Raw genomic sequence first — 26,228 nt, 5'->3', positions numbered from 1 at the left:
GGACACCGCCGCACAGTCCCGCTTTGTCAATGCGTCCTGATGCCCGGCGCCGCGCGCGGAGGCCGGAATCCGCGCCGCGGAACCGGTTCGACGCATCGCCGACTGCGGCGTGGACCTGGACGAACAACCCGCCGGCGGGCCGCGGCCTCCGATCCGCACGGTGACGACGGACGGCAACCGACCCCCCGCATTCACCACACACGTCGCGCGCGAGTATGAGCCGTTGCCGACAACGTCACCGGTGGCCTCTCTACACTGACAACGCTGACTGCAACCGGGTCGATGCCTTGTCCGAAAACCACACCGCGACGGAGAAGCCTATGTCCGGCCGACGAAATCCTAAGCGCTCCAGCAGCATCCGTCGATCCGAGATCGTGCCGGCGATCCGATATCCGGCCCGGTCCATCATCGACACTCTGCTACCGGCCATGATCTCGCGCCGCAGCAGTGCGCCCGGTACCGACCTCGGCCTCGTACACATCTGGGGTTTCACCGGCACCGGGGACGACGACACTTCGAGCGCGGCGGGTTTCGCGGAATTCTCACCCGACGACAGCCCCACGGTCGCGGGCTCTCCGATCCTGGACATCGCCGGGCGGATGATGGCGGGGATGCACGGCCGCCTGTGGGGATTCGGGCTGGCCCACCGTGCCGCCGCGGACGCCGTCGTGCACGGGATCGACAACCAGCCCGACACGATTGCCGGCACACCGCCGGACGAACAGTCCACCACCGAGGAAGTTTGGGCGGCAAGCATTTTCGACGCCCGCGGCAGGGAAACCACCCAGCTGCGTTACGTGCACATGCCCGAACTCGAAGCGATCACCTTCGACGACGACACCCTCGACCGGCGCAGCACCATCCACGACTGGATCGACCGTGTCCAGACCGGAGTCATCTCGGCGCACGTCTGGGCCGCAGCCCTGGCCCTGGATGCCCAGCGCAACCGATCCGTCCTCGCTCAACTCGAACAGCGGCTACTGAGCTGACCGAGCGCCGAACCAACGGCCCAGCGATTCCTCGAGGCCGTCCAGGTCGCCGCCGTCGGCAGCCCAGGCAACGCAGCCGTCGGGACGGACCAACAGAGCCGAGAGCTTCTGCGGCTGCGTAGGTTTCGCCGTGACGACGCGCACCCGCCCGGACCATCCCGCAACTCGGGATCGCAGATCAGCGGAATCGGTGAGGTCGAGCAGGACGGCCTCGGCGCCGGTGAAATGCGTACCGAGGCGGGTGCCGTCGGCCAATTCGATATCGGGAGTGGCCGCTCCGATCAGTGGATGTCCCCCGCCGAGGTCGTAGCGGTGCTGCACACCGGAGATCTTCTCGAACACGCCGGTCGCACCGTCGCGAGAGGCCAGCAGTTCGGCGATGACGGCGCGCAGGGCGCGGCTGCGGGCATCGGTGCGCATCAGCGCGACCTGCGCCCGCGTCCACTCCAGCACCCATGCGCCGACGGGATGGCGTTCGGCGGTGTAGGTGTCGAGCAGCCCTTCGGGCGCCCAGCCGCGCACTACACCGGACAGCTTCCAGCCGAGGTTGACCGCATCACCGACCCCGAGGTTCAGGCCCTGTCCGCCGAAAGGCGAGTGCACGTGCGCGGCGTCACCGGCCAGCAGCACCCGGCCCTTGCGGTAGTCGGGAACCTGACGGGTGTTGTCGGTGAAGCGGGTGGCCGAATGCACGGCCGTGACCACCACCGGGACTCCGGACACGGTGCGGATGCTCTGTTGGAGTTCGGCCGCCGTCACGGGTGTTTCGCGGTCGGCGGGCGGCCCGTCCAGTTCGACCGTGAGTACACGGCCGGGCATGGGTCCGTAGGTGTAGATGCCGGAAGGGGTCGTGTTCCAGCCCATTCGAAGGTCCTCGGCGCCGGTCATGTCCACGATCGCCTGATGGCCGGTGATCTCCGGACCCACGCCCGGGAACTCGAAGCCGGCGAGTTTGCGCACGATGCTGCGCCCGCCGTCACAGCCGACCAGCCAGCCGGTGCGCACCGTGTGGTCTCCGCAATCGACGGTGACGCCCTCGCCGTCGTCGGAGAACCCGACCACCTGCGTCCCGCGCCGGATCTCCACGCCGAGGTCGGCGGCGCGGCGAGCGAGTATCGCCTCGATGGACTGCTGTGCCACCAGGAAGACCTCGGCGGCGGGACCGAGTTCGGCGAATCGCGGGGCGTCGAAGTCGATGGCGTCCACGTCCAGCATGATGCCCGCGAAATGCCCTGCCGCCGGCCGCCGCCCATCGGTGAACAGCGGCATTCCGCCGTCGCGGCGGAACTGCGCGAACCGCGCGAGTGCGGTCTCCTGCTCGGCGCGCAGTTCGGGGAGCAGTCCGCGGCGATACATGGCCTGGGCGGTCGGCACATTGATCGCCCCCGCCTTGATGGTGCGATCCGGCTCCGCGAGACGCTCCACCACCAGCACGTCCACCCCGCCCAACCGCAGCTCGCAGGCCAGCATGAGCCCGACCGGCCCGGCACCGACCACCACTACTTCACGTGTCTCGTTCATGAGAACCACTGTGCGGCGGCTTCATTGCGCCGCACTTGCACGCCACTTGCGCCTCGCGGCGACGGCGTCCACCGCGAGGACGACCGAGTCTCCGCGCACCGGGCGACTCCGCGCGCCTAGCCCGGCGGGGTGCGGATCAGCCGATCTCCGATCGCGCGGCGAGGTCGCGAGACGCCGCGCCGAGGACCCGGTCAGGACCTTGCGGGACGCTCTCGGACCCCCCGGAGCGGTCAGGCGGGATCCGTGCCGTAGATCGAGCGGTACTCCTCGGCGAAGGCACGCCGGCCGAGCAGCCACCACGCGAGCCTGGCCGGAAACGGCATGGCGGCGAGAAACTTTCGCCGCTCCACCGCAGGCACGCCTTGCAGGATGAACCCGAGGAAGATCAACTGCCGGTCTTTCGGCACGGCCGCGCGGCCGCGCTCACCGAGCGCCTCCCATTCCGGAACGGTCATGACCCGTTCGACGAGAGGTAGGATGTGCGCCTCCTCCTCGGCCATGTGCTCGTCGAGTGCGGCGGCCAGCGACCGCAGCGTGGCCGCGAGCTGGGCACGCGTCTGCGGATGCGCCGACGCGGCGAACCGCGCGGCCTGCCCGTCGGCGCGCTCGATCAGTTCCGCGATCCGCTCGTGCTGCTCCTCCATCCGCAGGATCAGCGTGCTGTCGGTCTCCGCCCGCTCGAGCAGCAACGGCCACATCAGCTCGTCCTCGGCGCTGTGATGATGGCGCAGCCCGGTGTCGAGTTCGGTGAGGAAGCCGGCGATGCGGGCCGCACGGGCGATGTCGCCGTCGGCGACGCCGCCGACGAGGCCGGGCAGGCCGGCGAAGTGGCGCCGGAAGGCGTTGTGGACGAGCACCATCTCGGTGGTATCGGGGCGTTCGGCGGTCTGGGTGGCGGTGTTCATGAACCCACTGTCCGTCGAGCCACTTGTAGCGGGCTTGCAATACGCTTGGCACGTCATGGTACGAATCCAGGTGCTCGGCTCGCTTACGGCGGCGAACGAGCGCGGCAGCATCGAACTCGGCGGCCCACGGCAGCGGGGGGTGCTTGCCCTTCTGCTGGTGGCGCGCGGTGCGGTCGTACCGGTCGACCGCCTGATCGACGACCTGTGGCGCGGCGAGCCGCCGCCCCGCGCGCTGGGCGCGTTACAGGCCTATATATCGCATCTGCGCAAGCTGCTCGAGCCGGACCGCCCACCGCGTTCGCCGGCCACGGTGCTGGTGAGCCAGGCTCCTGGCTACGCGTTGCGGCTCGACGCCGAGGCCGTGGACGCATGGCAGTTCGAAGCGGAAGTACGGACCGTGCCGCGCGATCCCGAAGAACGCCGGCAGCGACTCGAACGCGCACTCGGCCGATGGCACGGTCCGGCGTTCGCGGAGTTCGGTGACGAGTCGTGGGCGCGGCCGGAGGCGAACCGGCTCGACGAATTGCGCCTGGCCGCGCGCGAGCGCTTGGCCGCGACGCTGGTCGAACTCGGCGACCTGGCTGCCGCCGCTGCGGAAGCGGACGCGGTGACCAGCACGCACCCCCTCCGTGAGGAGGCGTGGCGGATCTCGGCGCTTGCGCGGTTTCACGCGGGAAGGCAAGCGGACGCGCTGGCGGCGTTGCGAGCCGCGCGACAGGTCCTCGCGGACGAACTCGGGATCGACCCGGGTCCGGCCCTGGTGCAGCTCGAAGCGGATCTTTTGGCGCAGCGTATTCCCGTGGCGCTGCCCGCCGCGGCCGCGTTTCCCGCACCGAGGGCGATTCCCGCACCACCTCATAGCGAATTCGTGGGGCGCACAGAAGAACTCGATCAACTGCGCAATGCGGCACAGGTGGGTGCCGGGCCCCGCGTGGCGACCGTGATCGGGGAAACCGGAAGCGGAAAATCAACTCTGCTGCGACGGTTACGAACCGAGCTGCGAGCCGACGGCTGGTGCGTGGTCACCGGCCGCTGTCCCGAGGAGGACGGTGCGCCACCCGCGTGGGCCTGGGTGGAAGCACTGCGCGAACTGGTGCGCGAGGTCGATCCCGGCGAATTCGCCGAGCCGCTGGAGCCGTTGCTCGCCGACCGGCGCGACGAAACCGGCACGGATGTCTCCTTCGGGCGCTTCCTGCTGCATCGCGCCGTCGGCGGGTACCTGGACGAGGCAGCGCGGCGGCAGCCGCTCGCGGTGTTCTTCGACGACCTGCACCGCGGCGACTCCGAGACCGCCGCTCTGCTCGCCAGCGTGGCGAAATCCGCGGCAGTCCTGATCGTGATCGCCTACCGCCCAGAAGAGATGGGCGTCCACCTGGAGGACGCGCTCGCCTCGCTGGCCCCCACGACGGCGGTGCGCGTCCACCTGCGCGGCCTGGCATTCGACGACGCCGCCGCCCTCGTCCGTTCGGCATCCGGGCGCGATCCCGATCGAGCCACGCTCGAGGCATTGGCCGAGCGCACGGGCGGCAATCCGTTCTACCTCATCGAAAGCGCGCGACTACTCGGCAGCGAGGGTGCGCTCGTGGCGACGTCGGAAGTGCCGGAAGGTGTTCGCGATGTGCTGCGCCGTCGGTTCGCCCGGCTGCCGGAAATCACCGTGTCCCTCCTCCGCCTCGCGGCCGTGATCGGCCGCGAATTCGACATCGATGTGCTGATCGGCGCGGCGGAGGTGGATGAGGACACCGTGCTCGACGCGGTCGAAGCGGGAGTGCTCGCCGGACTGCTCGACGAACCCGGCCCGGGCACAGCGCGCTTCACACACGTGCTCGTCCGCGATGCCCTGCTCGGCGACTTGTCCCGCGTACGGCGCCACCGCTGGCATCTGCGCGTCGCCGAGTCGATCGAGCGAACGAGACCAGGAGACCTCTCGGCGCTGGCGCACCATTTCGGCGAGGCACTCACGCCGGCGACTGCCCGGCGGACCGCCGACTACGCCCTCGCCGCCGCCGAACAGGCCGAACGCCGATTCGCGCACGAGGTCGCCGCCCAGTCCTACGGCCGCGCCGTCGCCGCACTCGAACGGGTCCCCGGCGCGGACACGACGGCGGAGCGGGTAACCGCGCTGTCCCGCATGAGCAGAAGCCACCTCGCCGCCGGCGCGGGCATGCCGGCTCGCGACGCGCGCGACCGAGCGGTGTCGGCGGCCGACACACCGGAACTGCTCGTCGAGGCGCTCACGGCCTGGGATACGGCGACTCCCTGGCTCAACCGCGCGTACGGCACGGTAGACCAGCGGGCGGTCGCGTCGATCGACCGAGCGCTACGGACGCCAGGACTCACCTCCGAGGCGCGGTGCCGATTGCTCGTCGCGCTCGTCCGCGAGATCGGCGGCGAGCTGAACGAGCGCGCACGCGAGGCGGCCGGGGAAGCCGAGGCACTCGCCCGCGGCCTCGCGGATCCTGGGCTGCTCGGACTGGCGTTGGAGGCCAGGACGTCGGTCTATGACACCACTGTTCCGCTCGGCGATCGGCAACGCCTCGCCGCCGAGTTGATCGGCGTCGGCGAGAACAACGATCTCCCGTCCTTCGCACTGCTCGGCAGGAACGCGGCGCTGCAGGTAGCCGCGGCGAGCGGCGACATCGAGCGCGCTCGGGAAGAACTCGCCGCCGCGACGTCGCTGGCCGACCGTTACCTGTGGCGCCAGGCTCAGGCCGCGAACACCATGGGCCTCGGGATGCTCGCCCACGTCACCGGCGACATCGAAGCGGCCGAACGGCACTACCACCGAGCCCACGAGTTGTTCACGCGGTACCACGTCCTCGACGCCGACGGCGTCGTGCTGATCGCCCTGTTCACCGTCCGTCTGACCCAGAATCGCGTCGGCGAACTCGCTTCGGTGTTCGTCGAACTCGCACGTTCGGATACCGAACTCGTCGTCGATCCGCTCGTGTTGGCCCTGCTGGCGACGGGCGATCGGCAAGAGGCACGAGAAGCCGCGCGCGCTCGCCGCCCATTGCGCGCGGACTTCTTCCGTTCGCTGTTCCTCACCGTGCGCGGCATGGCTGTCGTCGGCCTCGGGCAACGCGCCGAAGCGTTGCCGGTGTACGAGCAGTTGCGCACCTATTCCGGGCAGATCGCAGGCGCGGACACCGGCGCGTTCGCGGCGGGGCCGGTCGACACCGTGCTCGGCGATCTAGCGGCACTGCTCGGGGAGCCCGGCCGAGCGGCTGGGCACTATGCCGCGGCGGAACGACTCGCGCGCCGTTGCGGATGCCAGGAGTGGATCACCGCGGCGCGCGGCAGAAGCGATTCACAAGCCGATTACTAGCGGCGTTCGGCAGGCTGGAGGCCGATTTCACTCGCCGACGGAGAAGAAAGCGGAACCCATGCCCAGCGATTTCCAGCTCAAGACCTGCAACGCCGTCCACCGCCGCATCATCGAACTCAGCGGCGGGATCTTCGGCACAACCTTCAAAGGCATGCCGACGATCGCGCTCACCACCATCGGCCGCAAGTCCGGCCGTCCGCACACCGTCATCCTCACCGCGCCGATCATCGAGGGGGACACGATCGTGGTCGTCGCTTCGCGCGGCGGCGACCCGACGGACCCCGCGTGGCTGCACAATCTGCGCGCGAATCCCGCGGTCGAAGTGTCGGTCAAGCACGGTCAGCCCCGGTCGATGACCGCACGTGTCCTGCCGCCCGCGGAACGGAACGAGCTCTGGCCCGATGTCGTCGCAGCCCACACCGGCTACGCCGACTACCAGAAGAAGACCACCCGAACGATCCCCCTTGTCGTGCTGACACCGGTCACTCGGTAACCCGGTATGCCGTGGGATCCATATCCGGTGCGGGCCGGAAGGCGGCTCCCAACGCGCCGGGCTTCGACGGCGTGGTCGTCCGCGCGGTTCGCGGTAGCGCTCGGTGGGGTGGGTGCAGCCGGAGCGCGGTGAGGGCGCTGACCACGGTCGAGTGGACCGGCAACCGTGCGATCACCGGATCGGCGGAAGCGATCCTGGCGATGGTCCGGCTCGGGCTGACCAGGCTCACCACGGTGGCGTGACCACGGCTGCGGACGGCTTCGCGGGCCAGTGCCAGCAACGCGCGACAGGACAGGAAATCCAACTTGGTCGTGTCGACGACCAAGCCGCAGGAGGAAGCTTCCGCGCATTCGATCGCCCGGCGGATGTCCTGGCACCACACGGTCAGGGTGAACGCGTCGGCCGTGCCCCGGGTCGACATCACCACCGCCGGGCCCTGCCTTCGCAGACTGCTGGACAACCGCGTCCGCGGATCGACGTTCTTGTTCGATGCGGGCGCCCGCTCGCGGTCGTACGGGCGGGGTTCGACTGGAGACTCCATGACGCTCCCGATTCGGTCCGAGCGCACCCGCGCGGCGCGCTCCGAAGCCGGATCGTCCTGCACTTCTGAAGACAAATCCGAACCACCGTCCTACCACGCACAGCCGGGACCGGCGCGCGAAGCGGACAAGTTTCCCGGCCTGAGATGGAAACGAGATCCATTCGCTCCAGTTCCGTTCTCCGCACCTGGGCAAGCGGGTCGATTCGAGATCACACCGGGACGGATGGCAAACGTCAGCACCCCCGGAAAGCCCATGGCCGGGGCACTGCGCAGCCGTCAACGCACTGTCGGCGCGGACAGCGCCGCCACACCTGGCCGACGCAGGATCCCGCGTCGCCGCCGCTACCTGCTCAGCCCGATCCTTTTCCCGTTGGCCTCCGCTGAGGAAGATCGGGCGCGAGCTCGATCGGCCGAGAAGACGAATTCGTCCATCGACTGTCGCCGTTCGCGACCGTCTCGAAGAACACCCAGCGCACCGCTACCACGCGAGCCCTTGTCGGTTTCGAGGAGCAGCGCGGATACGACTTCCACCACACAGGCGCCGAAAGAGCCTGCCCGATTGTCACATCCACCGACACCTCCAAATTCCTTACTGCGCAGGTCACACAGCCCGGCAAATTAACCGCGCCGCAACGTGATCCACCCGGCCGGGTTGTCGCCCGGAGTTGGCCGGCACCGCGACGAGACCACCGGCGAGGTAACTCTGGGTGAACGGCTCGTGCGGCCGGACTGTCCCCCGTATCCTGAATCCGTAGGGAAAGCGGGGTGATGACCAGACGAGGTGTGCCGCCCCCGCCTACCCCAGACATCCCCCATCATCAGCGGCGGACGCGTATCGGCCGCGAAACAGTCTTCCCCGCAACGGTTTTCATGCCGCCATCGGCACCCGATCAGTTTGGCGCCACCGGTCGGTCCGAGTGACGGCGAATCGGCAGAGAGGCCCGTGCGGGGATTTTGGCATCCCTGTAGCAATCCAAATGCCGATCTGCTGGAGGTTGTCAAATGCGTTGCATATCTTGCAGTTTCGCTATCAATTGCTACACTCAGATCGTGCACCGTTAGCCTAGCTAACCAGCGGCAATATACGTCCTGGCTCACCCAAGACCGTGGGGGTCGCCCGGAGTTCTCCGCCACTGAAGTGCGTGCACGTTCCGTTGTCGGCAGTTCCAGGGAGTTCGCTATGGACAATCCGCACGTTCTGGTCATCGGAGGCGGCCCAGCCGGGTCCACCACCGCAGCCCTGCTCGCAAAATCGGGGGTACGGGTGACCCTCCTGGAACGAGATAAGTTCCCGCGCTATCACATCGGCGAGAGCCTGTTGGCGTCGGTGCTGTCGACCCTGCGTCTCTCCGGCGCCTACGACGCGGTGGCCGCGCATGGCTTCCAGGTCAAACGAGGAGGCCACTTCCAGTGGCAGAACGACAACTGGCTGCTGGACTGGTCCAAGCTGGTGGACGCGGAAGCCTGGTCGTGGCAGGTCGAGCGCGACGTCTTCGACGAACTGCTGCTGCGCAACGCCGCGGAGCAGGGCGCGGAGGTGATCGAGCGGGCGACGGTCACCAACGTCCTGTTCGAGGGCGAGCGGCCGACGGCCGTCGAGTGGACCGTCGAGGGTGACGACCGAATCCACACCACCGGGGTCGACTTCCTCGTCGACGCCTCCGGGCGGGCCGGCGTACTGGCCAAACACCAAGTCGTGGAGCGCCAGCAGCACCCGGCCTTCCGCAATGTGGCCGTTTGGTCGTATTGGGAAGGCGCGCAACTACATCCGGACAGCCCGGAGGGTGCGATCAATGTGGTGTCCACGCCCGAGGGCGGCTGGTTCTGGAACATTCCACTCTCGGACGGCCGCCACAGCGTCGGCTACGTCGTTTCCGCGCGCAAAGCCGCGCCGAAACTTCGGGAACAAGGCCGAGAGGCGTACTACCTGGAGACCATCGGCGACAGCGCGGCGATGGGCAAGCTGCTCGCGGGCGCGAAGCAGGTCGCGGGAGTCAAGGCGGAGCAGGACTACTCCTACACCTCCGACCGGTTCAGCGGCCCGGGCTGGGTCGTCGTCGGCGACGCGGCTTGCTTCCTCGATCCGCTGCTGTCCAGCGGCGTGCATCTGGCGACGTACTCGGGACTGGTCGCCGCCGCGGCGATCGCGACGGTCTCGCGCGGCGAACTGAGCGAGGCCGCCGCTCTGGCCTTCTACGAGCACGCCTATCGCCGGGCCTACACGCGATTCCTCGTCCTGGTCTCGCGCATGTACGAGCAGTACGTCGGCTCGGAGGAATACTTCGCGCATGCGGGCACGCTCACCACCGGGCACAGCGGCGACACGAAGCAGGCCCAGTTCACCGAGATCATGGCGGGCCTGACCGACATGGACGAGTCCTCGGGAGCGCAACAGCGCACCGCGACCGAAACCATCATCTCCGCGGCCGAACATCTCCACGCGGAGTCGGCGAATCTCGAATACATGGGTCACCTCGACATGTCCGTGGTGTGGGATCACTGGCGCGACCCCTTGGCCGACACCACCACCGGCGAACTGCGAATCACGACCGAACCGGTGCTCGGCCTGACCGATCGACCCAGGACGGACGAGGAAATCGAAGCCGTGGCCCGGCCCGTACTCCCACCGACCACAGCCGGCGCGCCCATCCTCTAGTGCCGGTCTCGTACGGATCTCTCGTGATAGTCAGTGCACGGAGCCGGTCGTGACGATCACGCACACCGGCCCCGAACCACCGGGTGACTGCCCGCCCGGTGGTTCGGGTTTCCGAAACCACAGCGAAATAAGGCGATTCGGCCACCCCCTGACCAGGATGCTGCTGGCGAGCGACGGATTCACCACGCCCGCCCTGTCGGCGATATTGGGCACCGACCTCCAGGTGCGGGTGTTGCGACAGGACGCTGTCGCGGCCGGGCTGCTGCCGAACACCGTCACCGATGCCCTGCGCGTGTCCGGTACCGATCGCGTCCTCGTGCGCCACTCCTGCCTGGTCAACGCCGACTTGGTCACCGCGTCCGTCAACTACGTCGTCGCCGGGCGCTCGAGCGCGGCCGCTTCGGGGTTGGACGACGTGGGCATGCCGATCGGATCCGGCCTGATCTCCCGTGGGCTATCCCAGCGGCGGCGCCTCTTGCGGACCGGCGTGACGACGTGGCCGGACGGTCGGGTGTGCGCGGCGCGCGCCTACGTCATGCTGCTCGGAGACCAGCCGCTCTGTTATATCCGGGAGTCGTTCAATCCCGACGTCATTCCCCCTGACTTCGCCGCCACAACCGGCGACGATCAGCCTTGGGCCGATGAACCGGTGCTCGCGCGGGCGGCATCGTCCGGAATTCCGAGACAACTATTCCCCATGCACGATCTCCGGGGCAGCGAGCGGTACGCCGAGGAATCCGCAACCCCGCCGAACGGTGCGCGGCGTTCGCGGCCGATGCCCACACTGAATCACCCGGACGAATGTGACGCGCTCACAACCAGTTTGGCGATGGCGGCACGCGGAGAGGGTTTCGTGCTGCACCTCGGCGGGCGGAACGGCACATCGTCAGGAGGCGAAACTCGGGCGGTCGCAGACCGCCGGGCGCTGACGCATGCCGCAGCGGCGATCATGGCGCATGTGCTGGGCGAAACGTCCGTCACCATAGAACGAGCGCCCAGGCGGCATCCCGGAAACCTCCGCGCCGCCCAGGGACTCGGCGAGTGGCCCGATGACCGCCTGCCGCTCACGCTGTGCGTGAGCGTGCTGCACCAGGCCGCGGATCGGTGCCCCGACCCGGTGCGACGCGATCTGCTCCGCACGGTCGGCGGACTGCTGCCCATCGCCGCGATCGCCCCGCCGGGCGCTCACGAACTGCACAATTCGATTGCGCCCCCGTGTATCTCGCGCGAGCCGACGCTGCCGAACCCTGCCGCATCGACGCGGCCGGGGCCGGACGGGCGATGGTGGGATCGTTCGGCACACCTGGTGTGGATCGGCTATCCCGCGCGGGAACGTGTGCGGTTCGCCGCGGGTGTCGGCAACCCCGTCGCGGTAGCGCTCGGTCCCACGACCACCCCGCACGACGTCGAGCGCCTGTGCCGAGCGCTGAATCCGCGGAGGCTGCCGGGCAGACTCACGCTCGCGCCTCGACTCGGCCCCGCCCGCACCCTCGACACGCTTCCTACGTTGTTCGCCGCGGCCGCCGCGTGCGAAACCCCGGTCTGCTGGGTGTGCGATCCGATGCCGACCAGGCGAACGAAGCACGGCACCGCGACCCTTCGCGTCGACGGTGCCCTCGACGGAATCCACGCGTTCTTCCGAGCCTGCCGGGCGACCGGCACCGTTCCCGGCGGCCTGTATCTCGAGTGCGAGCCCGTTGCCGTCATCGACGCGCGAAGTGACCGGGAAACAGGCAAGCTTCCCGCGGACCGCCGAAGTCGTCGCGTTCCGGGGCTGGATCCCGTGGATATCCTGCACTGCGTCATCGCCGCCCTCGAGCTGCGGACCAGCTGATTCCCGCGACGCGCCGATCGCTCCCGGGCACTGATGCCCGAGAATTCGCTGTCCGCGCCGACAGAACGCCGAGTTCCGAGGAACCGATCAGAGGAGGATCGTCACCAGTGGCGGGAACTCGAATTCCTTACGGGGCTATATCATCGCCAAGTTGCGGTCGGCACGGGTATGTCGTTTTCCGAGCCGACATCGGTCGGCTCGAATGACCTGGCGACTCGGCCGCTATGCGGAGCGTGTACAGGGCGCGCTGGCGAAATTATGACCAGAACCGACGGTAAGTTGATAATAGGGACCCGCTCTGAATCGAATGGTCGCGGTCCGACAGTAGCGCGCGCCAGCCCGCTTGTGACCGGCGATTGCCGCTCACAGGCGGCACGAGTCGCCCTACCGCATGCAGAGCGAAATTCAGGAATAATTGCCGTTCACTTGTCGAGTGTCACAAAACCATCCGATTCGCGATCTGACCGCTACACTTTCGTTATTCTTCGGTCGGGTACAGGTGAGGTGCCGCCCGGGCCGGGCGGGGCCATGTCAGAGGTAGGCATTCCAAGCCGTGAGTAAGTGGTCTGAGCTACGCGAATCCGCTGTGGGAGTGGTTCGGTCGAGCCGGCGTGATGTCCGTGGTCGAGTAGGTGTCCGGGTACGACTGCTGGCGATCGTCCTCATCTCGAGCGTCACGCTTCTCACGATCGGTGTGGGTGCGGCGGGCTACCTGGTGCACTCCGCCCGAGCAGCGAAGGAATGGGCGGAGCTGGCCAGCAGTACGACGACGCCGGCCATTCTCATGGTGCAGTCGTTCCAGGAGGAGCGGCGCTTGTCGCTGTTGTATCTGGCCGGTGACACCGAAATCGTCGGCGGACTCACCGCCGCCCGCCAACGCTCGGACGCGGCGCTGGCAGCGGTGATCGCCAAAGGCGATGCCGCCCGCAAACTGAATCCCGGCGGGTCCGCCTCCGACATCGAAGGCTACAACAAGCTTTTCGCGCTGGTTCCGACGCTGCGCGGCGGGGTCGACAGCCGGCAGGCCCCGCCGAAGGAGGTGTTCGAAGTCTTCAGCGGGGTCATCGGCACGATCATCGCCGCGTCGACGCTCGCCGCGCGGGTGGCGCCGGAAGCCGACATCGCCATGGAGCTGAGCTACGGCGTCGAGCCCCTGCGCGCGGCCGAAGCGTTGTCCATGGCGGACACCCTGGGCGCGGTGGCGGTGACCGTCCGCGAACACACTCCGGAGCAGTTGACCGAATTCAGCCGATTGCTCGGGGAATTCCGTGGTCAGGTGGCATACGCCGGCCGCGTCCTGAAGGGCAAGCGCCTGGCTCAACTCCAGGAGATCACTGGTGGACCGGCCTATCAGAAAGTGATCGCGATGCAGGACGCCGTGCTGCTGCGGGGGCCGGTGGAGGCGGGCACCGACTTCGACGAGTCCACTCGCGAGGGCACCGGCAGAACCCAGAGCGGCCGCTCGACCTCGCGAACCGAGTCGTTGCCCATGAATGTCGCGGCCTGGCAGGAGGCTTCCGGCCAGGTCGGGACGAAGCTGTTGAAACTGTGGGACGACCAGAGTCGCGACGCGCACGCCATCGCACGCGAGCGCGGCGACCGGACCGCGCAACAGTCCATGCTGGGTGGCGCGGCGGTGCTGCTGGTCGCGACGCTCGCCTTCCTCGCGGCGCTGGTCCTGGCCAACCGCTTCATCGCACGAATGCGGCGACTGCGGCGCGACACCCTGGAACTGGCCGACCAGCAGCTGCCCGAAGTCATGCAAAGACTCGGTCGAGGCGAGAGCCTCGACTCCGAGACCGAACTGGCGCGACTCGATTTCGGTACCGACGAATTGGGCCAGGTGGCCGACGCCTTCAACCGCGCCCATGTCGCGGCCGTGTCGGCCGCGGTCGCGGAAGCGAAGACCCGGGCGGGGGTCAACGCGGTGTTCCTCAACATCGCCCATCGCAGCCAGGTCGTGGTGCACCGCCAGCTCGCCCTGCTCGACCAGGCCGAACGCCAAGAGGAGAACGCCGACCAGCTCGAGCTGCTGTTCCAGCTCGATCACCTCGCGACGCGGGCCCGGCGCAACGCGGAGAACCTGATCATCCTCGGTGGCGAGAAACCGGGCCGGCGCTGGCGCAAGCCGGTGCCGCTGCTCGACCTGGTCCGCGCGGCCGTCGCGGAAAGCCTCGACTACGCCAGGATTCAGACCGGCCGGCTGCCGGAATCCCAGGTGTCGAGCAACGCCGTAGCCGACTTGATCCACTTGATGGCCGAGCTGATGGACAACGCGACAGCCTTCTCACCCCCGCAGGCGCGAGTCGAGGTGTCCGGCGTCGTGGTCGGGCGCGGTGTGGCGGTCGAGATCATCGACCAAGGCCTCGGCATGTCGGAGGCCGACTTCGCCGCGCGTAACGAGTTGCTGTCCAAACCGCCCGATTTCAGTGTGGTATCCCTGTCCAGCGATACCCGGCTGGGGTTGTTCGTGGTCGCGAAACTGGCTCACCGTCACGGTGTCTCGGTGCGTCTGGGTGAATCGGTCTACGGCGGCGTGCGGGCGGTGGTGCTGATTCCGAACGCGCTTCTGCAGTCGGGTACGCAGTCGTCCGAACACAACGACGGTGACAGTATCGAGCCCGAAAGGACACCGGTGCCGGGGCACGCGCCTCCTGCGCCCGCACCGGTCCCGGGGCGGTCGGCATGGTTCACCTCGTCCTCCGAGCAGTCCTGGGCGCCGGGCCCGCACACCGACGACAGTCGCGGATTCGACTCCGGGGCCGCACCGTACGCCGAGGCCGCTCCGGATGGCAGGCCTCCGTTGCCGCGCCGCCGCCGCCAGTCTCCCGACGAGCAGTCGGCGCCGCCCGCCGCGGCCCCGGCACGGCAACGGACCGCCGATGAAGCACGCAATCTGATGAGTGCCATCGAGAGCGGGACCCGGCAGGGACGCCGGAAGCGTCCCGGCCTCGACTAGTCCGCGATTCCATACACATCCAGAAGGCGACGATGACTACTTCCCAGGGAACCGGCCTCGGTTGGCTGCTCGACGAGCTGGTCACCGGACTCGTCGGAGCCCAGTCCGCGGTCCTGCTGTCCTCGGACGGGCTGCTGATCGGCCATTCGGCTCAGCTGGACAAGGCCGACGCCGAGCGATTCTGCGCGATGGCATCGGCATTGCACAGTCTGTCCCGTAGCGTGGGTCACCATTTCGACGCCGGTGGCGTCTGCCAGACCGTGGTGGAACTCGACCGCGCGGTGCTGTTCGTCACCACGGCAGGGGCCAACGCGTGCCTGGCGCTCATGGCGTCCGAGACCGCCGATATGGGTATGGTGGCCTACGAGATGAACCAGACGGTGCAGCGAGTCGGAACCCACCTGTCGGTCGATACACGCCCGCACCCGCCCGCTTCGACACGGCCATGAGTTATCAGCACGATCCCTGGTACGAGGAAGACGCCGGTCCGCTGGTCCGGCTCTTCGCCATCACCCGCGGCCGGGGTCGTGCCGTGCGCCGGGAACTGAACTTGGTCACCCTGGTGGTCGACGCCGCGCCCGGCGCCGCGCTTAGGCGCACCGAACCGGAGTACGCGGCGATCGTGCAGTTGTGCCGCACCCCGCAGTCGGTGGCCGAGGTCTCCGCGCGACTGCGCCTGCCGCTGACGATGACGAAGGTCCTCATCGGCGACCTGCTCGACGACGGCAGGTTGGTTTGCCGGTCGGCCCCGCCCGCGACGGGGCCGGAGTCGGATCTCGGCCTCCTGCGCGCGGTGCTCGACGGCATCCGCGCGCTCTGACCGGCCCGGCCGGTTACTCAGACCAGCTGCGCGGCAAGCCGTTTCGCGTTCATGTAGGCGATCGCCTCGATCGAGACCATGGGGTTGACGCCCGACGCCGTGGGGAAGCAGGACGCGTCGGCGACGACGATGTTCGCCGCCTCCCAGGTGGCGCCGTCCGGGTTGGTGGCCGAGGTTTCCGGTGAACCACCCATCCGCGCCGAGCCCATGATGTGCAGCGCGCCCAGGGAACACTGTCCCGGACCGTACCCGGCGGCCCGGCATGCGGCCGCGAAATCGGCATGCGACCCGCGCCTGCCGGGCTCATAGGAGATGCCCGCTTGGTGCCCGGAGAAGATGCGCTGCGCGCCCGCTGCCTCCAGGATGCTCGCCGCCCCCTCGAACCCGGTGTGCAGATGGGCGGCATCGTAGTCCGACAACCGGTAGTTGACGATCGGCTCACCGCCCCGGTCGACGGACACGGTGCCCGAGTCACGGTCGCGAGTGATGATGCCGATCGCGTTCGAACGCGCGAAGTCGAGCATGGTGGCCCGATGGTTCGCGGCGCCGCGCCAGCTCATGAACCCGGTGGCCAGACCGGGATGGATGGGCCCGGTTTCGTAGATCACGCCGTAGCCGTTACCGTCCAGGTCGCTGTGCCGACGGCAGATCCTGGTCTGCAAGCCGCCTTCCCACGGCCGGATCTCCTCCTCGAACACGCCGAACACCGCGGCCGCCGGATGCAGGCGCAAGTGGCGGCCGATGTTGTCGTTGCGCAACCCGGAGCGCCGCAGCAACGCCGGAGTCTGGATCGCTCCGGCCGCCACCACCACCGCCCGAGCGCGCACCTCGATCGCCACACCGTCGGAGGTGACCGCGGAAACGCCCTGCGCCCGGCCGCCTCGCACGGAAATCCGTCGCACATCGGCGTCCACGACGAGCCGCGCGCTCCGATCGGCCGCATCGGCGAGCCAGGTCTTGGTCACCGACTGCTTGGCGCCCAACCGGCAGCCGTATCCGCAGCGACCGCACTCCACGCCGGCATCGCAGGCGTCGGTGACATTGCGCGGCAAGGTATCCACTTCCCAGCCCAGCGCCTGGGCGCCGCGTTCGAGAACACCGTCGCGAGCCGACAACACCGACCGCTGCTCGGTGACACCGAGCCGGCGGCGCACCACCTCGAGCGCTTCGTCGAACTCGGCCTCGGCGAACTGGGCGGCGCCCAGCGCGGCCCACTCCGCCCGGACGTCCTGCGGCGTCGGCAAGGACGTGCTCCAGTTGACGACCGTTCCACCGCCCAGGCAGGTGCCCGCGACGAGGGTGATCTGGCCTTCGGTGGAACCGGGCGGGCCCGGCGCGTACAGGTGCTTCAGCCCGCCGAGTTCGCCGAGGCCGAAATCGCGGTCGTCGTAATAGTTTCCGCGTTCCAGCACGACGACGTCGAGACCCGCTTCGGCCAGCACCGCGGCCGCGACACCGCCTCCGGCGCCGGACCCGACGACCACGACATCACAGTGCAGCTCGGTGGTTTCGCTGTAGCGCAGCGGAGACAACGCGGGCGCGGGCGCTGTCTGGAGCGGACCGGCCGGGGCCGGATAACCGATCTCCTTCCACAGCGGATTGACGCCCGCGGGGCCGGGGGTGATGTTGTAGGACAGCAGCGACGCTTGTTTGAGCGCTTGGAAGATCACCCGCACCGACTCGATGCGGGAATCGGCGAGGCGCAGCAACGCCCGTTCCCGTTGCTCCTGCGTCAGGCTGGAGAATCGCCGGGGACCGCTGCCGGTGAGCAGGCCCGCCAGCCGCGAATCCCACAGGTTCAGCAGCGTGGCCAGTTGCTTCTTCTCGGCCTCGCGGGGATTGCGGCCCAGCAACTCGAAGACGGTGTCGACGGCGCCGAGCGCGCTCGCCGACGGCAGCGTCAGCCCGTCGCCCGGGTTGAAGGTGTCGCAGATGATGTTCATCGCCGCGCGTTGCTTGGCTGTTGGTTCCATGTCGAGCAGTCCCCTTCGGTTCGCCAGTGAGTTCTATCACACGATATGAACAACCACTAACTAAAGTCGCATTTCACCAGTTGACAGCGTCTTACTGCGAAGAATTGGTGGCCACATAGCAGTACGGGCACTACACCGGCCATTCTGGCCGCACCCTGCGGGCAGATCGTTCACCCGGCCGCTCATTCCGGGATGACGACTGCCGCCGCGTGGCCGACCGCCAGAAACGCGTGGACAACGGAGACGAGCGCACTTCCGAGTTCCGCCGCCGGGTCCCCGCCGGTGCGCGGCCGCGCCAGCGACCACCGGGTGAATGTCCGTTCGGCGTGCACCGCGAGACGCAGCAGCTCGGCGCGATACGACCCGAGCAGCGGTTGCTCGCAGGCCCCCAGCGCCGCGGCGGTGAGCTGGGCGCAGCGACCTATCGTCACCACGACCTCGAGCACCTCGTCCGGCACCGTCGTGATGACGTAGGCGTCCGCGAGGGCGGCCGCCGCGTGTGTGCGCTCCAGGACGCGGCCGAGTGCCTCGCCGAGTTCGCAGAATCGCGTGCGGTCGGCGGCCACCGGTCCGGACGCCAGGGCAGCGCTCGAGTTGGCCATGACCACGGCGAGTGCCTGCTCGACTCGGCGCAACCGATGGAGAATGCCGGACACGTCGACCGGGGAGCACCCGAAATCCGCCAGCACCGTCGCCGCCTCGACCAAGGTTGCGGCCGCCGCACGGAAGTAGATCTCGATCGTCGCGCTCGCCGGTACCGTGCCCACACACACTCCTCGGGTAGTAACCCTTGATCGGCCGTCACCGCGTCTCGGCGGCGACCGGACAGCTTCGACCGGATAGCCTCGACAGCCTGCGCCGTGCAGGAAGCAATCACACCACACCACCCGGATAGCCAATAATATCCCATAACATATGGTAGGTCTGCGCTGGTAGGTAGATGACGGCCAACAGAACAGTCATTTACTTATTGGCTGGCCGACTGCCGGATGGATCTGCCGGCTACAACCAGGCACCGAACCCACTCGGCACAGCCTCGCAGAGACGATCGCGGCGCGATCGTCCACCAGGGCCGCCGCGCCCGAGCCTTCGGCGGTCTTCGAGTGACCGCGGGAGCCGACCACCCGCCGGTACAAGCGCGATGATGGAGCGAACCCGATCATCTTCGAGAGGATCCACGGATGGACCGTCTGAGGCGCTGCTTGGTCGCGGTGGTCGTCCTGCTGGGAACCGCCGCCGGGTGCGCGGACACCGAGCGCGAACCGCCGCCTGCCCGCGGTGCGATCGTATCGACCACTCCCCTCATGAGTCTGCCGCCCGAGCAGACCGCGGCGCTGCTGGCCGACGGCGATATCCGAACGCCCGTCCGCAACGGCGTCGACGCCTTTCGCCTCGAATACCGGACGATCACCCCGCAGGGCGCGCCGACCACTGCCAGCGGGCTCGTGGTATTGCCGCGCACCGACTCTCGGCGGCTGCGGGTGGTCAGCTACGAGCACGGGACCATGACGCTCAAGAGCGACGCGCCATCGGTCGACACCCGCAATCTCTCCGAGCGGCTGCGCACGGTGGCGTTCGCCGCCGCCGGATACGCGGCGGCGGCACCGGACTACCTGGGCCTCGGGAACGGTCCTGGAACGCATACCTACACCCATGCGCCCTCCGAGACCAGCGCCTCGGCCGATCTGCTCCGCGCGGCCGATTCCCTCGCGGCCCAACAGCGCCGGGAGCTGGACCCGGATGTGCTGGTGACCGGCTTCTCCCAGGGCGGCCACGCCGCGATGGCTCTCGGCAAAGCGCTACACGCCGGAACGATCCCCGGTTTCGGGATCGCTGCCCTGGCCCCGATCAGCGGCCCCCACGACCTCCAGCATGTCCAGGCGCCCGCCGCCCTCGACGGGCGGGTCGTACCGGGTGCGGCGGTACTGTTCCTCTCGTATTGGCTCACTTCGATGAACCGGATCCACCAGCTCTACGACGATCCGACCGAAGCCTTTCAGCAGCCCTATGCCGACAAAGTCGAAGAACTCTTCGACGGCTTCCACAGCGAGATCACCATCGTGACGTCGCTGGCCGCCACCCCCGCGCAAGTGCTGACCCCGCGGTTCCTCCGGTTGGCCACCGAGCCGACCGGCGCAGCCGCCGCGGCCATCGCCGAGAGCGACGGCACCTGCGACTGGCGGCCACGGGTGCCGGTCCGCCTCTACGCTTCCCACGGCGACCGTGCCGTCCCCTATCCCAACGCCGAGCACTGCTTGCAAGCTCTCGACAGCGGCAACGCGACGCTGCGCGACCTGGGCGAGGTGGACCACGCCGGATCTGCCCGGACTGCCCTTCCTGAGATCCTCGACTGGTTCCAGCAGAAGTTCCCGCCGAACTGACCGCTGCAGGCCGCCGTTCATCCGTCCGGATGAGCGGTCAGTGGGATGGGGCCGACTGCGTGTGCGCTTCGAAGGGCGAATCGATCCCCTCCGTCACAAGTCGGATATCCAGGCTCGCGATCCGGCCGGAAGCGTCGAACTCGACTTCACCCGCCAGACCACCGCCGCCGAATTCCAGCCACCGGTAATCGTCGAGGAACTCGGTGACCAGACCCCGCCGGTTCAGGTAGCTGTACACGGCACGCCGGTGATCGGTCAGCGGCAGTGCGCCGAAACCATGGGCCAGGACGCGAGCGAGACCCGAGGGAGTGGGCGCGGGCAGTTCGAACGCCGGATGGTCGATGAGAAACGCGACGCAGGCGCCATCGATGACACCGCAGTAGGAGTTCCAGCGCCCGCAGACGATCTTCGCGGCGTCCGCCATCAGCCCCGCCACCTGATAGGGCTCCGGGGCCGCGCCACCGAGCACCACCGGCAGTTCGGCCGAACACAATTCGGCGACACCGTATCGAAGGCCGAACTCGCGCACCGTCTCCGCGGCACGCAGCAGCGACCGCGGGTAGTCCCAGGGATTGACCCACCCCCACAGCCAGGTATCGGCGTCGGCCGTACCGAGCAGATGGACCTCGGTGCAGACGAACGAACCCTTGTCACCGGCGAATTCGAGTCGGCGTTCTTCCAGGTCGACCTCCCACACGTGTGCGCCGAGCACGTCTTCGAGGTGGAGCCGATGCTCGAGTGACAGCAAGCCCGCGTCATCGAGAAGTCTCGTCAGTGGCACGGATTGGGGCACCGCGTCAGCGTAGTCAACGCGGAGTCACCGCGCCGACGCCGCGCCTACGACGGCTTCCTTGCCGGGCAACGGGCGGGAAAGGAAGCCATCGGCGATACAGTTGCATGGAGCCGCGCCGATCGCACCGGTAAGCATGCTGCCGGACGACCTGCTGGCCCAGCTCGCTGGGGTGGTCGGTCATGAAGCCGGCATGCCCGGTGATGAAACCGAGGATGCCGAGGTAGGTGCGCTGCCGTTCACACCAAGGGCAGGTCAGGTCCACGGACTCTCGCCTGCGGCATGAGTGTGTTCGTCGACCGGCCCCCGGGCCTCGGGATCGCACGGGTCGCGGCATGTGCGGACGGGCTGCTGTTACACATCGGCAGGTCATCGCTATTGTGAACCACAAGATCACCATTGAGTCGGGACTGGACCGACGTGGCCGAGTCGACTCGTGGATCGGAAAGAACGGCGTCGGATCATGGCAGAGGACCTGACCGTGACTGGGATGCTGGTGATACCCGCGTCCGAGCTACGGGAGCGATTCTCGCGGTCGTCCGGGCCGGGAGGGCAGCACGTCAACACCACCGACAGCCGAGTAGAGCTGTCGTTCGACCTCGCCAAGTCGCCCTCGGTGCCGGAGTGGTTGCGCACCAGGATGCTCCACCGCCTGGCCACCCGCCTGGTCGACGGGGTTCTCACGGTCGTCGCATCGGAGCGACGCGAACAGCTGCGGAACCGGGCGGTCGCCCGCGAACGCCTGGCCTCGTTACTACGTGACGCCGCTTCCACACCGTCACCTGTTCGCCGCGCCACCAAGCCCTCCCGCGGAGCAAAGGAACGTCGTATCTCCGCGAAGAAGCGGCGCGGCGTCACCAAACGCAACCGCCGCGCCTCCCCCGACGACTAGCTGTATTGACCACGGACGTCGGTGACGCCACGCGGATGTCTGTGATGCTGGTGTCTCGGGCGGAGTGAATGACTGCTCGAAGACTAGAATTGGATTCATGAAAGACCGACCTGTCCTCGTCGTGGCCCTGATCGGGGGCTTCGTCGGCGCAGTGCTGTCGAGTCCGTTCGCCGTGTACTTCGGCTTCGGCACTCCTGCGCTCGCTACCGCCATTGTCGGCGCGGGAATCTTGCTGGCTGGAGGCATAATGTTCGGCGGCCTCTGCGCTGCACTGACGTGGGCCGTCAGGGCTGATCGGCGTAACGGTGGTTACCGCTGTCGCGGTGAGAGCCGGGCATAACTTTTCGAAGCTACGGTCTGGCGGCGGTACGGCCAGCAGCCGTAGAGGACGCGGTAATCGGCAGAAGCGAATGTTCTGAGCGACGACGGCTCCAGTCTGCCGACCACCGTGCCGCGGACCCTACACTCAGCGCGATACGCCGCTACTTCATGCTGGTGCCAGGGCCTACTCGCATCCCGTGCCGGGGCCTCGACACCAGGACGCCATTTTCACGAAGTACTCCCGATACTGGGGCTACAGCGATGGACTGGCGCGCCACGTACTCGACATCACCGACCAACTCGACGACTGGCGCACCGCGATCGCCTTCGCCAGGACCTGCCCGGCGCCGACCCGAACCGGATCGTCGCACGGGGCACCTCATTCTCCGGCGGCCACGTCATCACCCGCGCGGCGAGCTGCGAAAAGCTGGCCGCGATCATCGCTCGAGTTCCGCATGTGTAGCCCGGCCAGCTGTCCCGCGCTGATCCAGATCGCCCGCGCCGACCTCGTCACACCCGCCCGCAGGGCCGCGACGAAAATGCCGCACGCCACCGTCCGCGAATACGACCTCGGCCACTTCGATCTCTACCTCGAACCGGACTTTCCGACCGTCGTCGCCGACCAACTCAGCTTCCTGAACACCGCAGTCCCCGCCTGACAGGTACTCAGTCGCCGAACGTGGCACCCGACTAGTTGTTGGCGCGTTGGATAGAGCGGCGGACCAGGCCGCGGATGCCGGGGAGCTGGATGGCGCGGAGCATCAGTTCACCGGCCCACACATGTGTGCGTGATGGCGGGGCGAATCGGCTGATTCCTTTCCGGGCCAGTGCCTGTCGTTTGTGTACTTCCGGGCGCAACGCCCTCTCCCAGGTGTCGAGAGCGGTGGGAATGTCATCGCCGCGTGCCACCAGCGCGGTGCCGAGCTGGTCGGCGCCGTCGAGGGCCAGGGCGGCGCCGTAGCCGGCGAATACCGTTACGCACCATGCCGCGTCCCCGATCAGGACGACTCGGTCGTGACTCCAGCGGTCCATCACGATTTGGCCGACCGAGTCGAAGTAGGCGCTGGCGGGGTCGGCCTCGAGTTGGTGGAGGGCGTCGGCGACACCGCCCCCGAGATCCCCGAACGCTCGGGTGAGGGCAGGCGCGGCGCCGAGAGCCAATTCGGTGCCGGTGTCGGGGCAGCGGTAGGTGAAGAACGCCGAGGACCGTTCCGGTCCCAGGTTCATCACCGCGGCCGTACGTCCGGGGCCGATAAAGGTGGTGCCGACGCCTCCCGGCATGTGCTCGGGAACTGTTTCCAGCGGAAATGCGCCGACCATGTGGCCCAGGTCCACGAAATATTCGGGCTCGGCGCCGAATACGAGCTCGCGGACTCGGGAGTGCACGCCATCTGCGCCGACGAGGAGTTCGGCTCGCAAATGGGTGTCGTCACTGAGGGTGACCACGACTTCCCCGGGGGTCTGGTTGACGGCCTGCACGGTGGTGCCGAAACGGATGTCGGCGAGGTCGGCCACCGCGTCGTATAGCGCCGACTCCAAGTCGCCGCGGAACAAGCTCAGGGCCCGGTTTCCGACAGCGGCCTCGGTGACAGTGGCCGGAATCCTGAATTTCTCCCGGCCGTCCGCGTGGACGAGGACCGAGGTGAAGAATCCGATATCGCGCGGGGTCAGCGCCGGCACCAGCCCGAGCCGCTCCGCAGCGGCATATCCGGGTCCGTGCAGGTTCATCAGGTAACCGCTACTGCGACGACTCGGCGCGCGTTCGACCACGACGACGTCCCAACCTTGCTGATGCAGCCGCAACGCGGCGGCCAGACCAGCGATACCGGCGCCGACGACCGTCGCCCGCCTGCCCGATGTCTTGGCGTGCTGGTGCGCGGCGTTCTCGAGAGCTTCCATCTGCGACTCCTGATTGGATTTGTTGTCGGCGAAAGTCATCCACTCGCCATGCCGTCAACTAGTAGTTGACGAGGCCGTAATCGTCAACCTATGGTTGACGCATGGATCGACGGCTGCCACTGCGCGACGTGATCGTCGCGATCGAGCGGGCCACCCCGATAGGTGCCTGGATCGGTTGGCAGCAGCAGTGATTCACGCTGCGCATTGGTTGCGGCCGGCCGATCAGCTGCTCGACTATTTCGTGGACCAAGCCCGGCACGCAGGCATGCCCTGGGCGGAAATCGGCGCCATCTCGGCGTCTCCGGGCAGGCCGCGCAGAAACGATCGCGACCCGAGTCGCAGAGCGCCGTGCGGCGACCACGCGGCTGTGACGAGCCGAATCGTAGTGGCGCGGCGGACAGGAGGAATAACGATGCCAGAAGCACCGATTGCCATTGGCGCCCCGGCCAGCCGTGGTGTTGTCGCCGGTCCGGTCCGGCTGGTGCACAGTGTGGACGACTTCGACGCGGTTCGGCCGGGCGACGTCATCGTCTGTCGCACGACCGATCCGTCGTGGACAGCGCTTTTCAGCCTTGCCGCCGCGGTGGTGACCGAAACCGGGGGAATGCTGTCCCATGCGGCAATCGTCGCCCGCGAGTGTGGGATTCCAGCCGTGGTGGCAGCCAAAGGAGCGATGGAGGCCCTGGCGAATCATCGGCTTATCTCGGTCGATGGGACCAAGGGGCACGTTTATGCCGTTCGCTCAACCCAACGTTGATGTCGCTTCATCAGGCATGGCTGATCGATACGAAAGAGAGGTCCGGGATGACGCACGTTTCACGCAGTTCGTTGCTCGCGTTGCACGCAATCCGCCTTGGCGGGTTTGTTGATACGCAGGCGGTGGCCGACAGATACGGAATGCCCGTCGGCCTCGCCGAGTCGCACGTGCGGGACTTCCGAGGGCGTGGTTGGATCAGCCGCTTCCGCTTCGGGGAGGACGCAGGCTGGTCGCTCACCGAGAGCGGGCGTGCGGAGAACGAGCGGCTACTCGCCGACGAGCTTTCCGGGTGTGGGGAAAAAGCGTTCGTGGAAGACGTCTATCGCGAGTTTCTCCCGCTCAACGCAAGGTTGGTACAGGCCTGCACCGCTTGGCAGTTGACCATCCTTCCCGATGGCAGCATGCAGGACAACGACCACCGGGACGCACAGCGGGACCAGACGATCCTGGCCGAACTGCAACGCCTCGCAAAGGAATTGGCTCCGCTGACGACTCAGCTCACCGAGCGACTCGCCCGGTTCTCCGGTTACGACACTCGGTTCGCCGCGGCCGTCTCCCTGGCCGCCGACGAACCCGAGATGGTTACCGGCACCAGATACGATTCCGCCCACCGAGTTTGGTTCGAACTGCACGAAGATCTGATTGCCACGCTGGGTATCGACAGGGCGCTCACCTCCGGCCCCTAGGTAGGTTCTCCCAAGCCCGGCGGTTCGGGCTGTCCAGGACAGTGCGCGGGCCGCGCTCTGGAACGGCACCGTGGGCATAACTCCTCTCGGGCACGAAGTGCCCCGGCTGCCCGCCAGGCGGAATGCCGAGATTCCGCCACGAGTTCCGAGACCCAACTCGAGTGAGTCCGGTGCCTTGAGCCTCGAAGCAGGCGGAATAGCGCAAGCCAACCTCCTGCGGTTAGCCGCTGGCCATGCCGTGGTATCACCCCGCGCCTTAGCCATACGGCGATCTACGGCTACCGATCTCATACGGGTGGCCCGCGACGGCCGCGCGTACACTGCCACTGTTGACACCGCCTTCCCGGACGCTAAGAGATCAGCTGGTTTTACGCCGCTAGAAGACCCGCTCGTCGGTGACATGTGGCAGTCGTCGGGTAGGCCTTGATCCGGCCGTCTGCTCGAATATCCGGATGTCGGATGCAGCACCGGCTTCGGCCCGAT

At 67.9% G+C, this 26,228-nt stretch carries 20 protein-coding genes; 13 read left to right on the top strand and 7 right to left on the bottom strand.

Features of this window, described 5'->3' with window-relative positions:
• Window positions 1–428 precede the first annotated feature (428 nt).
• The gene (locus tag NA8_RS08310) at window positions 429–989 is read left to right on the top strand and encodes a hypothetical protein (protein WP_157106586.1); all 561 of its coding nucleotides are present in this window, start codon (window positions 429–431) and stop codon (window positions 987–989) included.
• Here the strand turns inward: NA8_RS08310 and NA8_RS08305 are convergent.
• Both NA8_RS08305 and NA8_RS08300 read right to left on the bottom strand, forming a co-directional pair.
• On the bottom strand, window positions 978–2,510 hold the full coding sequence (locus NA8_RS08305; RefSeq protein WP_063049788.1) for an FAD-dependent oxidoreductase: 1,533 nt from the start codon (window positions 2,508–2,510) through the stop codon (window positions 978–980). The two genes, NA8_RS08310 and NA8_RS08305, sit on opposite strands and share 12 nt — an antisense overlap.
• A gap of 230 nt (window positions 2,511–2,740) precedes the next feature.
• Window positions 2,741–3,415, bottom strand: a complete 675-nt coding sequence (locus NA8_RS08300; protein ID WP_063049787.1) for a hemerythrin domain-containing protein — start codon at window positions 3,413–3,415, stop codon at window positions 2,741–2,743.
• Window positions 3,416–3,470: 55 nt separating this feature from the next.
• Between NA8_RS08300 and NA8_RS08295 the strand changes: the two genes are divergently transcribed.
• Together NA8_RS08295 and NA8_RS08290 are read left to right on the top strand one after the other, a co-directional pair.
• Window positions 3,471–6,743: an ATP-binding protein gene (locus NA8_RS08295; RefSeq protein WP_063049874.1), complete on the top strand. Its 3,273-nt coding sequence runs from the start codon at window positions 3,471–3,473 to the stop codon at window positions 6,741–6,743.
• Between the two features lie 58 nt (window positions 6,744–6,801).
• The gene (locus NA8_RS08290; RefSeq protein ID WP_063049786.1) at window positions 6,802–7,236 is read left to right on the top strand and encodes a nitroreductase family deazaflavin-dependent oxidoreductase; all 435 of its coding nucleotides are present in this window, start codon (window positions 6,802–6,804) and stop codon (window positions 7,234–7,236) included.
• Here NA8_RS08290 and NA8_RS08285 read toward each other — a convergent pair.
• Window positions 7,226–7,777: an STAS domain-containing protein gene (locus tag NA8_RS08285; protein WP_157106585.1), complete on the bottom strand. Its 552-nt coding sequence runs from the start codon at window positions 7,775–7,777 to the stop codon at window positions 7,226–7,228. The two genes, NA8_RS08290 and NA8_RS08285, sit on opposite strands and share 11 nt — an antisense overlap.
• Before the next feature lie 1,180 nt (window positions 7,778–8,957).
• Here NA8_RS08285 and NA8_RS08280 point away from each other — a divergent pair.
• The 5 genes from NA8_RS08280 (at window position 8,958) to NA8_RS08260 (ending at window position 16,046) form a co-directional block, all read left to right on the top strand.
• Window positions 8,958–10,433: an NAD(P)/FAD-dependent oxidoreductase gene (locus NA8_RS08280; protein ID WP_063049784.1), complete on the top strand. Its 1,476-nt coding sequence runs from the start codon at window positions 8,958–8,960 to the stop codon at window positions 10,431–10,433.
• 49 nt (window positions 10,434–10,482) lie between these two features.
• Window positions 10,483–12,267 (top strand): 3-deoxy-7-phosphoheptulonate synthase, encoded by a 1,785-nt coding sequence (locus NA8_RS08275; RefSeq protein WP_157106584.1) that lies wholly within the window; start codon window positions 10,483–10,485, stop codon window positions 12,265–12,267.
• Window positions 12,268–12,859: 592 nt separating this feature from the next.
• Window positions 12,860–15,226 carry a sensor histidine kinase gene (locus tag NA8_RS08270; protein ID WP_063049782.1) on the top strand — a complete coding sequence of 789 codons (2,367 nt, stop codon included), beginning with the start codon at window positions 12,860–12,862 and terminating at the stop codon, window positions 15,224–15,226.
• Window positions 15,227–15,258: 32 nt separating this feature from the next.
• Window positions 15,259–15,675 carry a roadblock/LC7 domain-containing protein gene (locus NA8_RS08265; RefSeq protein WP_063049781.1) on the top strand — a complete coding sequence of 139 codons (417 nt, stop codon included), beginning with the start codon at window positions 15,259–15,261 and terminating at the stop codon, window positions 15,673–15,675.
• Window positions 15,672–16,046, top strand: a complete 375-nt coding sequence (locus tag NA8_RS08260) for a DUF742 domain-containing protein (RefSeq protein ID WP_063049780.1) — start codon at window positions 15,672–15,674, stop codon at window positions 16,044–16,046. Before NA8_RS08265 ends, NA8_RS08260 begins: the two co-directional genes overlap by 4 nt.
• Before the next feature lie 17 nt (window positions 16,047–16,063).
• Here the strand turns inward: NA8_RS08260 and NA8_RS08255 are convergent, their stop codons facing one another.
• Together NA8_RS08255 and NA8_RS08250 are read right to left on the bottom strand one after the other, a co-directional pair.
• On the bottom strand, window positions 16,064–18,019 hold the full coding sequence (locus tag NA8_RS08255) for a GMC family oxidoreductase N-terminal domain-containing protein (protein ID WP_063049779.1): 1,956 nt from the start codon (window positions 18,017–18,019) through the stop codon (window positions 16,064–16,066).
• Window positions 18,020–18,201: 182 nt separating this feature from the next.
• A complete protein-coding gene (locus tag NA8_RS08250) occupies window positions 18,202–18,786 on the bottom strand; it encodes a hypothetical protein (RefSeq protein ID WP_063049778.1) in 585 nt (194 codons plus the stop codon).
• A gap of 414 nt (window positions 18,787–19,200) precedes the next feature.
• Between NA8_RS08250 and NA8_RS08245 the strand changes: the two genes are divergently transcribed.
• Complete coding sequence (locus NA8_RS08245) at window positions 19,201–20,400, top strand: alpha/beta hydrolase family protein (protein WP_063049777.1); 1,200 nt, start codon at window positions 19,201–19,203, stop codon at window positions 20,398–20,400.
• A gap of 37 nt (window positions 20,401–20,437) precedes the next feature.
• Here the strand turns inward: NA8_RS08245 and NA8_RS08240 are convergent, their stop codons facing one another.
• Window positions 20,438–21,193: a DUF6882 domain-containing protein gene (locus tag NA8_RS08240; protein ID WP_157106583.1), complete on the bottom strand. Its 756-nt coding sequence runs from the start codon at window positions 21,191–21,193 to the stop codon at window positions 20,438–20,440.
• 460 nt (window positions 21,194–21,653) lie between these two features.
• Between NA8_RS08240 and arfB the strand changes: the two genes are divergently transcribed.
• Window positions 21,654–22,082: an alternative ribosome rescue aminoacyl-tRNA hydrolase ArfB gene (gene arfB / locus NA8_RS08235; protein ID WP_063049775.1), complete on the top strand. Its 429-nt coding sequence runs from the start codon at window positions 21,654–21,656 to the stop codon at window positions 22,080–22,082.
• A gap of 776 nt (window positions 22,083–22,858) precedes the next feature.
• Window positions 22,859–23,062, top strand: a complete 204-nt coding sequence (locus NA8_RS33575; RefSeq protein ID WP_157106582.1) for a hypothetical protein — start codon at window positions 22,859–22,861, stop codon at window positions 23,060–23,062.
• A 31-nt stretch (window positions 23,063–23,093) separates the two neighbouring features.
• On the opposite strand, the gene NA8_RS08225 is transcribed toward NA8_RS33575, so the two are convergent.
• Complete coding sequence (locus tag NA8_RS08225; RefSeq protein WP_245663716.1) at window positions 23,094–24,341, bottom strand: FAD-dependent oxidoreductase; 1,248 nt, start codon at window positions 24,339–24,341, stop codon at window positions 23,094–23,096.
• Window positions 24,342–24,714: 373 nt separating this feature from the next.
• On the opposite strand from NA8_RS08225, the gene NA8_RS32540 reads away from it, so the two are divergent.
• Both NA8_RS32540 and NA8_RS08215 read left to right on the top strand, forming a co-directional pair.
• Window positions 24,715–25,059, top strand: coding sequence for a PEP-utilizing enzyme (locus NA8_RS32540; protein ID WP_245663715.1), 345 nt, complete (start codon window positions 24,715–24,717; stop codon window positions 25,057–25,059).
• Window positions 25,059–25,745: a hypothetical protein gene (locus NA8_RS08215; RefSeq protein WP_218019424.1), complete on the top strand. Its 687-nt coding sequence runs from the start codon at window positions 25,059–25,061 to the stop codon at window positions 25,743–25,745. The genes NA8_RS32540 and NA8_RS08215 overlap by 1 nt, the downstream gene beginning before the upstream one ends.
• Window positions 25,746–26,228: the final 483 nt, after the last annotated feature.

The sequence above is a fragment of the Nocardia arthritidis NBRC 100137 genome, from assembly GCF_001612765.1.
Taxonomy (GTDB): Bacteria; Actinomycetota; Actinomycetes; order Mycobacteriales; family Mycobacteriaceae; genus Nocardia; species Nocardia arthritidis.
Note: the sequence above shows the minus strand (reverse complement) of the source record. Positions and strands in the feature narration are given on the sequence as shown.

Coding starts and splice junctions, on each gene's coding strand:
- NA8_RS08310 (WP_157106586.1), top strand. CDS start 429: ATGATCTCGCGCCGCAGCAGTGCGCCCGGTACCGACCTCGGCCTCGTA.
- NA8_RS08305 (WP_063049788.1), bottom strand. CDS start 2,510: ATGAACGAGACACGTGAAGTAGTGGTGGTCGGTGCCGGGCCGGTCGGG.
- NA8_RS08300 (WP_063049787.1), bottom strand. CDS start 3,415: ATGAACACCGCCACCCAGACCGCCGAACGCCCCGATACCACCGAGATG.
- NA8_RS08295 (WP_063049874.1), top strand. CDS start 3,471: ATGGTACGAATCCAGGTGCTCGGCTCGCTTACGGCGGCGAACGAGCGC.
- NA8_RS08290 (WP_063049786.1), top strand. CDS start 6,802: ATGCCCAGCGATTTCCAGCTCAAGACCTGCAACGCCGTCCACCGCCGC.
- NA8_RS08285 (WP_157106585.1), bottom strand. CDS start 7,777: ATGGAGTCTCCAGTCGAACCCCGCCCGTACGACCGCGAGCGGGCGCCC.
- NA8_RS08280 (WP_063049784.1), top strand. CDS start 8,958: ATGGACAATCCGCACGTTCTGGTCATCGGAGGCGGCCCAGCCGGGTCC.
- NA8_RS08265 (WP_063049781.1), top strand. CDS start 15,259: ATGACTACTTCCCAGGGAACCGGCCTCGGTTGGCTGCTCGACGAGCTG.
- NA8_RS08260 (WP_063049780.1), top strand. CDS start 15,672: ATGAGTTATCAGCACGATCCCTGGTACGAGGAAGACGCCGGTCCGCTG.
- NA8_RS08255 (WP_063049779.1), bottom strand. CDS start 18,019: ATGGAACCAACAGCCAAGCAACGCGCGGCGATGAACATCATCTGCGAC.
- NA8_RS08245 (WP_063049777.1), top strand. CDS start 19,201: ATGGACCGTCTGAGGCGCTGCTTGGTCGCGGTGGTCGTCCTGCTGGGA.
- arfB (WP_063049775.1), top strand. CDS start 21,654: ATGGCAGAGGACCTGACCGTGACTGGGATGCTGGTGATACCCGCGTCC.
- NA8_RS33575 (WP_157106582.1), top strand. CDS start 22,859: ATGTGTAGCCCGGCCAGCTGTCCCGCGCTGATCCAGATCGCCCGCGCC.
- NA8_RS08225 (WP_245663716.1), bottom strand. CDS start 24,341: ATGACTTTCGCCGACAACAAATCCAATCAGGAGTCGCAGATGGAAGCT.
- NA8_RS32540 (WP_245663715.1), top strand. CDS start 24,715: ATGCCAGAAGCACCGATTGCCATTGGCGCCCCGGCCAGCCGTGGTGTT.
- NA8_RS08215 (WP_218019424.1), top strand. CDS start 25,059: ATGTCGCTTCATCAGGCATGGCTGATCGATACGAAAGAGAGGTCCGGG.